Origin of the sequence: Streptomyces sp. NPDC050997 (assembly GCF_040660135.1) — a bacterium.
Lineage (GTDB): Bacteria > Actinomycetota > Actinomycetes > Streptomycetales > Streptomycetaceae > Streptomyces.
Map to the genome: position 1 here is coordinate 1 of NZ_JBFAGK010000035.1, position 12,465 is coordinate 12,465.

Annotated in this window: 7 protein-coding genes; 4 read left to right on the forward strand and 3 right to left on the reverse strand. The window is 73.7% G+C overall.

Features of this window, described 5'->3' with window-relative positions; genetic code table 11:
* The first annotated feature begins 219 nt into the window (after window positions 1-219).
* From rbfA to AB0H86_RS41860, 4 genes are all read left to right on the forward strand, one after another.
* Window positions 220-666: a 30S ribosome-binding factor RbfA gene (rbfA, locus tag AB0H86_RS41845; RefSeq protein WP_362451198.1), complete on the forward strand. Its 447-nt coding sequence runs from the start codon at window positions 220-222 to the stop codon at window positions 664-666.
* A complete protein-coding gene (truB, locus tag AB0H86_RS41850; protein ID WP_362451200.1) occupies window positions 663-1,568 on the forward strand; it encodes a tRNA pseudouridine(55) synthase TruB in 906 nt (301 codons plus the stop codon). The genes rbfA and truB overlap by 4 nt, the downstream gene beginning before the upstream one ends.
* Before the next feature lie 436 nt (window positions 1,569-2,004).
* On the forward strand, window positions 2,005-5,490 hold the full coding sequence (locus AB0H86_RS41855) for a serine protease (RefSeq protein WP_362451290.1): 3,486 nt from the start codon (window positions 2,005-2,007) through the stop codon (window positions 5,488-5,490).
* 184 nt (window positions 5,491-5,674) lie between these two features.
* Window positions 5,675-6,628, forward strand: coding sequence for a bifunctional riboflavin kinase/FAD synthetase (locus AB0H86_RS41860; protein WP_362451202.1), 954 nt, complete (start codon window positions 5,675-5,677; stop codon window positions 6,626-6,628).
* A gap of 86 nt (window positions 6,629-6,714) precedes the next feature.
* On the opposite strand, the gene AB0H86_RS41865 is transcribed toward AB0H86_RS41860, so the two are convergent.
* From AB0H86_RS41865 to eccE, 3 genes are all read right to left on the reverse strand, one after another.
* A complete protein-coding gene (locus AB0H86_RS41865; protein ID WP_362451204.1) occupies window positions 6,715-9,738 on the reverse strand; it encodes an SCO5717 family growth-regulating ATPase in 3,024 nt (1,007 codons plus the stop codon).
* 532 nt (window positions 9,739-10,270) lie between these two features.
* Window positions 10,271-11,026 carry a hypothetical protein gene (locus AB0H86_RS41870; RefSeq protein WP_362451292.1) on the reverse strand — a complete coding sequence of 252 codons (756 nt, stop codon included), beginning with the start codon at window positions 11,024-11,026 and terminating at the stop codon, window positions 10,271-10,273.
* A gap of 5 nt (window positions 11,027-11,031) precedes the next feature.
* Window positions 11,032-12,423: a type VII secretion protein EccE gene (gene eccE, locus AB0H86_RS41875; protein ID WP_362451206.1), complete on the reverse strand. Its 1,392-nt coding sequence runs from the start codon at window positions 12,421-12,423 to the stop codon at window positions 11,032-11,034.
* Window positions 12,424-12,465 lie beyond the last annotated feature (42 nt).

A 12,465-nucleotide genomic window follows, 5' to 3' on the forward strand; every position in this document is an offset into this window, starting at 1 on the left:
CTGTCCGCGGGGGGGGGGGGGGGGGGCGCGCGCGGGGGGGGGGGGGGGGGGGGGGGGGGCCCCGCGCCGGGGGGGGGGCGGGGGGGGGGGGGCGGCCCCCCCCCCCCACCGAGGTGGAGCTGCTGTCGGTGAGACGGCGCCTGCACGGCGACGACGACTAGATTTTTTTCGGTCGACCAGATTTTTTGTACGTGGAACAGGAAGAACGGGAGACGACCAGTGGCCGACAACGCGCGGGCTAAGAGGCTGGCGGACCTCATCCGAGAGGTGGTGGCCCAGAAGCTGCAGCGCGGGATCAAGGACCCGCGGCTCGGCTCGCACGTCACCATCACGGACACCCGGGTCACGGGTGACCTGCGGGAGGCGACCGTCTTCTACACGGTGTACGGCGACGACGAGGAGCGGGCGGCCGCGGCCGCCGGACTGGAGAGCGCCAAGGGCGTGCTCCGCTCCGCGGTGGGCGCCGCGGCGGGCGTGAAGTTCACGCCGACGCTGACCTTCGTGGCGGACGCGCTGCCCGACACCGCCAAGACCATCGAGGACCTTCTCGACAGGGCGCGCCAGTCCGACGAGAAGGTGCGCGAGGTCTCCGCCGGCGCCAACTACGCCGGTGAGGCGGACCCGTACAAGAAGCCGGGTGAAGACGAGGACGACACCGCCGAATGACCGAGAAGATCCAGACGCCCGATGGCCTTGTCATCGTCGACAAGCCGTCGGGCTTCACTTCGCACGACGTCGTCGCCAAGATGCGCGGGATCGCGAGGACGCGGCGCGTCGGGCATGCCGGCACGCTCGACCCGATGGCGACCGGCGTGCTCGTGCTCGGCATCGAGAGGGCGACCAAGCTGCTGGGGCATCTCGCGCTCACCGAGAAGGAGTACCTGGGCACCATCCGCCTGGGACAGACCACCCTCACCGACGACGCCGAGGGCGAGATCACGAGGTCGGTCGACGCCTCGAAGGTCACCCGCGAGGCCGTCGACGCGGGGATCGCCAAGCTGAGCGGCGCCATCATGCAGGTGCCGTCCAAGGTCAGCGCCATCAAGATCGACGGCGTTCGCTCCTACAAGCGGGCGCGTGAGGGCGAGGAGTTCGACATCCCCGCCCGGCCGGTCACCGTCTCGTCCTTCGCGGTGTACGACGTCCGCGACGCCGTCGCCGAGGACGGCACCCCGGTCCTCGACCTGGTGGTGTCGGTGGTCTGCTCGTCCGGCACGTACATCCGGGCCCTGGCCCGCGATCTCGGCGCCGACCTCGGCGTCGGCGGTCACCTCACAGCGCTGCGCAGGACCCGCGTGGGTCCGTACAAGCTGGACTCCGCCCGGACCCTCGACCAGCTCCAGCAGGAGCTGACGGTGATGCCGATCGCCGAGGCCGCCGTGGCCGCGTTCCCGCGCTGGGACGTGGACGCCCGGCGTGCCCGGCTGCTGATGAACGGCGTGCGGCTCGACATGCCCGACGAGTACGCGGGCCGGGGCGCCGTGGCCGTCTTCGACCCCGAGGGGGTCTTCCTCGCCCTCGTCGAGGAGCAGAAGGGCAAGGCCAAGAGCCTGGCCGTCTTCGGCTGACGTGCGCACGGTCTTTTCTCCGCCCGTGGAGCGGCGATCACGGGGTCGTCACTGACGCCGCTCCACGGTCCCCCTCGGTTCCCCCACCCCTAGGGTGTATCCAGCTGCCCCCGTCCATTCACCCGTCCGGGCAGGCGCTCGGAGTGAACCGGGGGAGCGGAAGGGGGCGCGTTCGCCACGGCATCTGTCCCGTTGATCACCTCCCGCCTACCGTCGAAAACAGGCACGTGCGTGCGTACGGAAGACACGCACACGCGTACGGCGGGGAGGGTCGAGCATGGTGGGACGGAGCCCGTGGGCCGGGGACGCCGACGACACAGCAAGGCCGCCCCGCACCGACGACACAGCACGGCCGCCCCGGACCGACGACACCGCACACGCATCCCGACCGGCGGACCGCTCCCGGCACGCGCGCGGCGGCTGCGACGAGGCGCTCGTGCGCATCCACGACCTCGCCGGGCGCCTTCGCGGCACCGGCTTCCCTGCCGACCACCACGGCACGGTCGTCACCAGCCACGAGACCGTCGACGGCCTGCCCCGGCTCGTGCTGTACGCCGCAGGGGACCGCAGTTGCGTCGTGACCGCCGACGCGGTGACCCCGCTGCCCGAGCTGGATCTGGCCCTCGTACGCACCGAGGGCCTCGGCCTGGACCCGCTTCCCGTGACCGTGCGGGACCGGGTCGAGACCGGCGCGTATGTGCGGATCCCGGCCGGGTGCTGGCGCGAGGCACGGGTCCTGGGAGCGGCCGGTGTGACGTACACGGCCACGGACCGCTGCCATCTCCTCGACGACGCACTGGAGTTGGCGATCGGCACGGCGGGGCGGGACGCGTTGCGGCCGGGCGGTGGAGCCACCGGTGGCCCGGTGCTCGACGCCGCGACCGGCGCGGTGATCGGTGTCCTCGGCACGGCCCTGCAGAGCGGCCACCGGGACGTCGGCTTCGCGGTCCCGCTGCGTCCGGCCCCCGACGGCCCCCTCACCGCCCTGCTCACCGAGAACGCGACCACCGTCCCCGCCTACGGCACCGACCTCAACCTCGCGGGCGTACTGGAACTGACGGCCGCCTCCGTGGAGCAGGACGGGCCGCAGCCGATCGCGCAGGCCGTCGAACGGGCCGCCACGGCGGCGGAGTTCGCCGCGTTCGTCCAGGGGCCGGCCGCGGTCCTCGGGCTCGTCGGCGATCCCGGGAGCGGGCGTACGACGGAACTCGCGGCCCTGGCCGCCCGGCGCCACCAGGGTGCGGAACCGGCCCCCACACTGTGGCTGCGCGGGGCCGACCTCGAGGACGGGGACCTCTCGGTCGAGGACGCCGTGCGCCGTGCGCTGACCCGGGCCGCCCGGATCGTCGCGGCATCGCGGTCCGGCCTCGCCGCCGATCTCGGCGACCTCACCCCGGGCCGCCTCGCCCGCCTCTCGCACACCGCCGGGCGCCCCCTTCTGCTCCTCCTCGACGGACCCGAGGAAATGCCGGCGGTGCTGGCCCACCGCCTTGCCGAGTGGACCGCCGGCACGGCGGAGTGGCTGCGGGAGACGGGCGCACGGCTGTTGGTGGCGTGCCGGGGAGAGTACTGGGAGGAAGCGGGGGCGCGGTTCCCGGCGGAGATGCTGTACGACCCGAGGGACGGCCAGGGACGGGGCGGCGGGGGCCAGGACGGCGGGGGCCGGGCCCGCGGGGGCGGGACTTCGCCCAGGGACGGCAACGACCGAAGCGGTCGCGGGGGCGGGGCCACGCCGCGGCTCGTCCCTCCCCGCGTGCGCCTGGGAGACCTCCGCGAGGAGGAGGCCCGCCAAGCACGCGCGCGCTACCGCGTCCCCGAGAACGCCCTCGCGGATCCCGACGCCCGCCACCCCCTCACCCTCCGGCTCCTCTCGGAGATCCACGCCGCCCTCCCCGACGCGCCCCAGGCACCGGCCCACGACCACGCGCACGCACACGCCCCCGTCGACAGAGACGACGTGTTCACGGCGTATCTCGACCTCATGTGCCTCCGCGTCGCCGTCCGCCTGGCCGCCGAACGCGGACTGCGCGGTGCCGCCGTGCGCCGGCTCGCCGCCAAGATCTCCGGACAGGTCCACGAGGCCGCCCGCCGCAGCCTCGGCCCCGGCCAGGGCGAACTGGACCGGGAGTCGTTCGAGGCGGTGTTCCCGTGGGGCCAGGCCCCCGCGCGGCTCGGCGGCGGCACCGGCTGGGCGTCCGCCGTCCTCACCGAGGGCCTCCTCGTCCCCGCCGGTACCGGCTACCGCTTCGCACACGAGGAACTCGCCGACTGGCTCCAGGGCACGCACCTCGACCTGGACGAGGCCCTGCGCGCCCTGGTCCACCGCCGCCGTCCCGACCCGCCAGGCACCGCACCCGGGGCGCCCGTACCGCACCACCGCATCGGACCCGTCGTCCAGGCCCTGCTGCTCCTCGCCCGCCAGCACGGCGCCCCCCAACTCTCCAGCCGGCTGGAGGAGTTGACCCACGCGCTCGACGCCGACCCGTACTCCTGGTGGGCCGCCCGGCTTCTCGCCGAGGTCCTACGACGCGTCCCCGACGCCACCCCGTACACGCCCGTCCTGCGCCTGCTCACCGACCGGCTCGTGAGCCGGCGGCGACAGGAACGGCCGCTGCCCGCGGACCTCGGGCCCGACTTCTGGACCGCCCTGCCGCTCCCGCAGGACACCCGCCTGGACCTCCTGCGCCGTCTCGTCCTGGCCGACGGCCCTCCGCACGAGGCCGGACCACGGTTCCTCGACGCCGTCGCCCGGCTGCTCACCGCGGACCCCACCGTCGTACAGACCCACCTCATCGGCTGGTTCGACGACGAACGGCCGCTGCCCGCCACCCCGGACGCGACCGTCGCGAAGGCCGCACAGGCCCTGCTGCACACCCACCGGCACCGCGCGTCGGACGACCTCACGGAGCTGCTCGTGGCCCGCGCGCACGGACGGGCCGATGAACTGCTCGCCGTCCTGGCGGAGGACGAGCCGTCGGCGATCTGCCGGGCCGTCGACCGGTGGGCCCGCGACGAGCGGCCCGCACGGCGGGTCGCGGCGGCGACGTACGGGCTGCGGGTCGCCCCGCACGTACGTACCGAGGCCAACCGTGAACTGCTGCGCCACGCCGCCCTCGCCCTGCTCGCCCGCCCCGACGACGGCACGCCGCACGGCGGTGCGCTCGCCCTGCTGGTCCGGGACCCGCGCACCCGCGCCCGCCATCTCCCGCAGGCACTCGGGCACTTCGCGGCCGGCGACCCGCAGCTCCCGCCGAGCGCCCTCGTCCCCGCCCTCGCGACCCACCCCGACCCGGTCCTCGACGCCTTCCGCGCGCGGCTGTGCCGCCCGGACGCAGGCCAAGCACTGCGCACCCTCGCCGACGTCACCACGCCCGCCCTGGCCCGCCGGGTCGCCGCCCTGCTGCGGGAGGCGGTGAAGCGGCGCCCGGAGACCGTCGTGTACCTGGCCGGGTACGTCGACCGGCGCCTGGACCACGGGCCCGCCGCCCGCGCGGTCCTCCTCCCGCTGGTCACCGGTCTTCTGGACGGCGGCCCCATGCAGGTGCGGGTGGCGCTCGCGGGCGTACTCGCCGCGTCCGGTACGCCTGACTCCCGCCCCCTTCGCCAGGAGCTCCTCGAACTCCTCCTGACCCAGGAACACGACCCGTCCGTCCTGATCGCCGTGCTGCACGCGGCTGCCTCCGACGACGACCCGCTGGTCGCCCGCGGCCTGGTCCACCGCACCGGTCTCCTTCTGCTCCGCACCCCGAAGGGAGCGACCTGCCTCGACCGAAGCCTCGTCGACCTGGGGCGGCGCGTTCCCGGATTCGCCGCGCTGCTGACCGGTTGGCTGACGGACGCCCCGCAGGAGTGGGCGGCGGTGGTGGGGCCCGGTGCCCGCCGGGCGATCGAGAACCTGGCCGGTGTGCGGGTGCCGGCGTGACGGGTGCGCGGGTGTAGGCGTGACGGGCTGATGTGGGAGTGCCCGCGTGGCTGGTGTCGGTGCGCAGGGTCACAGCTCCGATGCCGATGCGGAGCCGAGGCACGCGGCATGGCACCCTTAGACCTGCGTAAGAGGCAGAGCGACGGACACAGGTTCGGCGAGGATGCGACGAGGAGCGGTCACAGTGCAGCGCTGGCGTGGCTTGGAGGACATCCCTCAGGACTGGGGACGCAGCGTCGTCACCATCGGGTCCTACGACGGAGTTCACGGCGGACACCAGCTGATCATCCGGCATACCGTGGAACGCGCCCGTGAGCTGGGCGTTCCCTCCGTCGTCGTCACCTTCGACCCGCACCCCAGCGAGGTCGTCCGCCCGGGAAGCCATCCGCCGCTGCTGGCCCCGCACCACCGCCGCGCCGAACTCATGGCGGACCTCGGCGTGGACGCCGTTCTGGTCCTCCCTTTCACGACGGAGTTCTCGAAACTCTCGCCCGCCGAGTTCGTCGTCAAGGTCCTGGTCGACAAGCTGCGCGCGAAGGCGGTCGTCGAGGGCCCCAACTTCCGCTTCGGCCACAAGGCCGCGGGGAACGTGGAGTTCCTCGCCGGGCAGGGCAAGGTCTATGACTTCGAGGTCGACATCGTCGATCTGTACGTCCGCGGCGAGGCCGGCGGCGGCGAACCCTTCTCCTCGACCCTGACCCGGCGCCTGGTCGCCGAGGGCGACGTCGAGGGTGCCGCGGAGATCCTGGGCCGCCCGCACCGGGTGGAGGGCGTGGTCGTCCGCGGCGCGCAGCGTGGCCGCGAACTCGGTTTCCCGACCGCGAACGTCGAGACTCTCCCGCACACCGCGATCCCCGCCGACGGCGTCTACGCGGGCTGGCTGCACGTGAACGGCGAGGCGATGCCGGCGGCGATCTCCGTCGGCACGAACCCGCAGTTCGACGGCACCGAGCGCACGGTGGAGGCGTACGCCATCGACCGCGTCGGCCTCGACCTGTACGGGCTGCACGTCGCCGTCGACTTCCTGGCCTTCGTACGCGGGCAGGCCAAGTTCGACACGCTGGACGCGCTGCTGGAGCAGATGGCCGAGGACGTCAAGCGCTGCCGGGAGCTGGTGGCGGGGGCGGCGGCCGAGTAGGAGGTCTCCGCCTCCGTTTCTGTTTACGGCGTCGAAGGGCGGCCGGTGCCTCGGGCACCGGCCGCCCTTCGTTCATGCCGTGAGGCCTACCGCTGTGGCGGCGGGGGAGGGGGCGGGGTCTGCCCGTCCGGCGGCGGATAGCCGTACGACTGACCGGGCTGTCCCTGCTGCGGGGGGTAGGGCTGGGGGCCGGACTGCGGGTACGGGCCTGGCTGGGCGGGCTGCCCGGGGTGGGCGGGCGGCTGTCCCGGGTAACCCGGGTGTCCCGGCTGGCCCGGCTGGGGGTAAGGCTGGCCTGGCGCGAACTGCCCCGGTCCCGGTTGACCAGGCTGGCCGGGCTGCGGATGCGGCGGCTGCTGCGGGTACGGGCCCGGCTGACCGGGGTACTGCTGGCCTGGAACCGGCTGTCCCGGGTACGGCTGTCCCTGGTGACCCGGCATCGGCGGCGCGGCCACCGGCGGCGGGTTGCCGTCGTTCGTCCACAGACCGTGCGCCTGCTGATGCCGTACCAAGTCCTCGGCGACCATCGCGGCGAGGTTGAAGTACGCCTCCCGCACCTTCGGCCGCATCATGTCGAGGTCGACCTCGGCGCCGGCGGCGAGGTGCTCGTCGAACGGGACCACGATCACGCCACGGCACCGCGTTTCGAAGTGCGACACGATGTCTTCGACCTTGATCATCTTGCCGGTCTCGCGAACACCGGAGATGACGGTGAGGGACCGGGAGACCAGGTCGGCGTACCCGTGCGCGGAGAGCCAGTCCAGTGTCGTACTCGCGCTGCTCGCGCCGTCCACGGACGGCGTCGAGATGATGATCAGCTGGTCGGCGAGGTCCAGCACACCGCGCATGGCGCTGTAGAGCAGGCCGGTGCCGGAGTCGGTCAGGATGACCGGGTACTGCTTGCCCAGCACGTCGATCGCGCGCCGGTAGTCCTCGTCGTTGAACGTGGTCGACACGGCAGGGTCGACGTCGTTGGCGATGATCTCCAGACCGGAGGGGGACTGGGAGGTGAACCGCCGGATGTCCATGTACGAGTTGAGGTACGGGATCGCCTGGACGAGGTCACGGATGGTGGCCCCGGTCTCCCGGCGCACCCGGCGGCCGAGCGTACCGGCGTCCGGGTTGGCGTCGATCGCGAGGATCTTGTCCTGTCGCTCGGTCGCGAGGGTCGAGCCCAGTGCGGTGGTGGTCGTGGTCTTGCCGACGCCACCCTTGAGGCTGATCACGGCGATCCGGTAGCAGGACAGCACCGGGGTGCGGATGAGGTTCAACTTCCGCTGCCGCTCGGCCTCTTCCTTCTTCCCGCCCAGCTTGAAGCGGCTGCCGCCACCGGCCGCCGGACGGCTGCTCTTCGCCTTCTGCCGCTTGCTGTTGAGCAGTCGGTCCGAGGAAAGCTCCACGGCCGCGGTGTAACCGAGCGGCGCGGCACCGGCATGGGTCGGCTGCCGCTGGTCGTGCTGGATCGGCTGCGGCCAGGCGGCACCGGTGCGGGGGTCTACGGGCGGCTGGGGCTGCTGACCCTGCGGTTGCTGACCTTGGGGGCCGGGTTGTGGCTGGCCCGGCTGACCCGGCTGCCCGGGCTGCGCCGCGTTCGGCTGGGGCCGGCCCGGCTGGCCAGGCTGTGCGGGCTGCTGCGGGAAGCCGTATCCGCCTGGCTGGGCGGGCGAGTTGGGCGGGTTCGGCGCGGCCTGGGCGGGGGGTTGCGGGAAGCCGTACCCCGACGGCTGCGGGCCGGCCGGCGGTTGCGCGGGGGGCTGGGGGAAGCCGTAGCCGCCCTGGGTGTTCGGCGCGGGGGCAGGGGGTTGCGGGAAACCGTAACCGCCTTGGCCGCCCTGGGTGTTCGGCGCCGGAGCAGGGGCCTGGGGGAAGCCGTAGCCGCCCTGCGGGGGAGCCGGAGGGGTGGGCTGGGGTGCCGCGGGCGCCGGGGCGTTGTCACTGCCGGGCTGCGGAAAGCCGTAGCCCGGCGGCGCCTGCGGGGCGGGCTGTGCCGCGGGGGCGTTCCAGGCGGCGGGCGCGGGCTGCGGGGCCTGCGGCTGGAACGGCTGCTGCTGGGGCGGCTGTTGTTGCGGCTGCTGCGGGAAGCCGTATCCGCCCGGCTGAGCCTGGGCCGGGTCGGGTTGCGGGGCGGGCTGAGCCTCCGGCTGGGGCTGTGCGGGCCACTGCGCTGCCGGGGCCGGTGCCGCGGGCTGGTAGGACGGGGGCAGCGGCGGGACACCGCTCTGCGGTGCCGGCGGGGGAGCCCAGGCGGCCGGGGCGTCCGGTGCGGGAGCGGCGAGGCCTGCGGGCTGTGCGGTGTCCTGAGCGGCGTCGTAGGTGTCGGCGGGCGGCTCGGTGCTCTGGGCGCCGTTGTCGTCCGCGGCGGCCTCCGGTGCGGGGGAGTCCGGAGCCTCGGCGGACGAGTCGGCCGAGTCGGTGCTCTCGGGCTCTTCCGGCGCATCCGTCGGGTCCGTGGGGGACGGCGCGTTTCCGTCGTCGGTCCCCTGTCGGCCGTCGGCGGCAGGTTCCTCCGCGGGAGCCGCGATGCCACCCACAGGAGCGACAGGAGCGGCCGTGCCTTCCGTGCCGGACTCGCCCGCGACAGGCTCGGAACCGGCCTCGGTGTCACCGACGCCGGACTCGGGCTCTTCGGCAGCGGAGTGCGCGCCCGTCGGGTCGGTGCCCGTGGGGTGCCCCCCGGCCTGGGCGTCGGTGTTCCCCGTCGCGTTGTGCTCCGCGATCTCACGCTTCAGCGAGGAGGCCGAGATCCGCATCGTCGCGCCGCTGACGAGGTCGCCGTCTTCGGCTTCCTCCTCGGGCGCCACGGGTGCGGGCGTCGGCGTGGGCGTCCAGGCGGGCTGGAATGGGCCGCCGGGCGGCGGGTTCGGTACGTCCACGGGGGGCCCGACCGGCGGGGGAGGCATGGCGGGGCCGGCCGTCGGGGCCGGTGGTGCGGGGGGCGGCGGAGCTTGGGGAGCAGGGTTCGACGCGCCCGAGGCGTTCTGCGTGTACCAGGCCGGCGGGGCGTAGTCGATCGTGAACTCGCCCGTCATCTCGATGGCGGACTCCGCGTCGGTCTGGTCGTCGTCGGGTGTGTCCCAGCCCCCGCGGATCCCGTCCCGATCGCTGTTCACAGTTCCTCCTGGTGTGGTCGAGCACCCTCATGCCGTGCTGGGGCGACCGTTACTGTCGTCCGATTCGCCGGGCCATCCCCCTTCGGGCCCCGGGCCTGTCGTCGCAGAGCCCGCATCGCCCGCTCGCGGGTACTCGCGACGTGCTCTGCCCCAGCCTAATCATCAAAACCGCGCGCCCGGCAGGCCCGCCCACCCGACGGGCTTCCGCAAAGTGTCCCAATGCCTGTGAGAACACATCAAGTTGGACATGGCAGTCCGGCCGGATGTGTACTCATGGGACATGACACCACGGCCTGAAGCGCACCCCGTGCGTTGGGCCTGGCAGCCCGACCTGAGGAGCATCGCGGCCCGCCCCGAGAGGCATCGCGGCCGGCTCTGAGGCGCATTGCGCCCCGCCCCGAGGAGCCGTCAGCTCCCGTCCCGACGGGCTCGTCCCGAAGAGTCGCCCCAGTCAGCTCGGTCCATTCAATTCAGCTCTTGCGGTCCACACGGTCAAGCCAGCCCACACGGTCAAGTCAGCCCACACGGCACGTCAGTCCATGCGGCGGGCCATGCCCAGCAGCCCGGTCTCGGCATCCGTCGCCTGTGTCAGCACGTACTGCCGGTCCCGCTCCGTGCACCACAGGGTGAGACCGTCCTGCAGGGTGGGCAACGACTCGATCTCGGGGCGCGGCAGCCCTATCACCCGCCCGATCTCCGCGGCCTCGTCCGGCGACACCCGCTGCACGCCGACCAGACGCGCCTGGCGCAGCAGGCGCGGCGCGACCGGACTCAGATACGGAAGCAGCGTGAGCACGGACTGCCAGGGTGCCGACACCACGCGTCCGCGCGGCGGGCGCATACCGCAGTCCCGCACCACCAGTACGGGGGTGCCGGCCGACGCACCCTGCGGGGGCACGCGGCCGACGTCGTACACGGCCAGGCCGTTCTGCCCGCCGCCCATGGCGTGCACCATCGGCATCCAGGCCTGCGGCCGGCCCGTCTCCACGGCCACGCGGGCACCCGTCGCCGCCGCACGCAGCGCCAGCACCTGGGCCGTCCACAGACCACCGATGAGGAGAATGTCGTACGGCGTGGGCCGGTTGACGCCGAGCACCGCGGGCTGCCCCTCGGCGTTCACGCCCGCGACCACACCGTCGTCCCCGAGGGGCAGGGTGAGCGCGCTCATCTGCTCCACGGGCAGCGTGTGCCGCGGATGCCGGGGGCCGATCAGCCCGAACCCGGTACGCAGCCGCTCCCTGAACGCGGGCCCGCCCTCGGACGAGGACGACTGCGTCGACGTCGTCATGGCCATCAGCGGGCACCTCCGAGCGGCAGGGTGGCGAGAACGCCGGGGAGTTGTTCACGGTCCAGCCGGGAGAGCCCGGTCCGCACCTGCCGCGCCGCCCGCTCCAGATCGCGTCGCGCGTCCGTCAGTTCCTGGTTGCTGCGGCCGGTGATACGGAGGTGACCGGCGACGGACACATCCTTCCGGTCCCCCCGGGCGAGGGTCAGGCTGAAGGTCGTCGCCAGCGCGGGAACGGCCGTGAGCTGCGCCACCAACTGCGCCAACGACGTACCGGAATCGCCAAGTTGAGGCCAGCGCCGCACCCAGTACGTGGTGTGCCGCCGGTTGTCGCAGCGCCAGCTGCGGCTGGTCTCCTCGGTCCGCCGCTGCGGCACCTCGCCCCGCCCCGCCTGGGCGGCCTGCGCGGTCACCATCGGGTTGGCGCACGCGGAGGTGGCGATCGCGGCCGTCAGCTCCTCCTCCGTGAGGATGTTCGCGAGGAACCCGGCACCGGCCAGCCGGCTGGCCAGATGCTCCGCCGACCGCACCAGACACTTCTGCGCGCCCAGCAGACCACCCCCGCGCGCGGCCACCGCCTCCGGGCACAGCTCGGGGTCCAGCTTCAGCGCGATCCACGTGATGCGCACCGCGGGAGAGCCTGTCTGGGCCTGCAGCGGGGCGTAGTTGCTCACCACGACGGACTGCTGGGGTAGATGCAGCGCGGGCGCCGGCTGGGTGTGCACCACGATCTGCGCCGACTCCAGGAGGATCCCGTCGACGTCGAGGGCGTCCTGCACGAGCGCGACGGGCAGCGGCCGGCGACTGCGCTCCGCGCGCAGGGCACCGGCGTCCGACTCCACCTGGAGCAGCGCGGTGAGGAATCCCCCGTCGCCCACCATGCCCACCGGTCGCCGCTGATCGCGGTCGTCGCCACGACTGTGGCTGTACGTCCTCAAGTTCGGGTCGCACTCCACGGCCGGCGCCAGACCGGAGTCGGTGCCCGGCGGCAGAGGTGTGTTCGCGGCCTTGCGGGTGCGGGCCCGCAGCGCCAGCAGGGTGCCCATCCACTCGGGCAGGGAGAGCCCACGGCGTCGTACGAGAGCGAGCACCACGAGGACCGTGGCGACCACGCCGGCCGGCACCAGCGCGACCGTGCCGATGAGCCACCCGACCGCGACGAGCGCCGCCGCCAGCTCCAGCATGACCAGCCGCTGCACCGTGAACGAACCGCCGCGCCCCGAGCGTGACTTGAGGTGCGGAGCGACGGACCCGCGATACGGGGCGGAGGCCGCGGAGGCCGCGCCCGATCGTGTCGTGGGGGGCTGGGGCGAGGACGAGCCGGCGGAACCCGACCGGCGCGCGCGACCCGATCTCGACCCCGATTGCGATCGCGACCGGGCCCGCGTTGCGGAAGCCATCACTGCAAAACCCCCGAACTCTCCCTAAAACCCTTGCCCTTC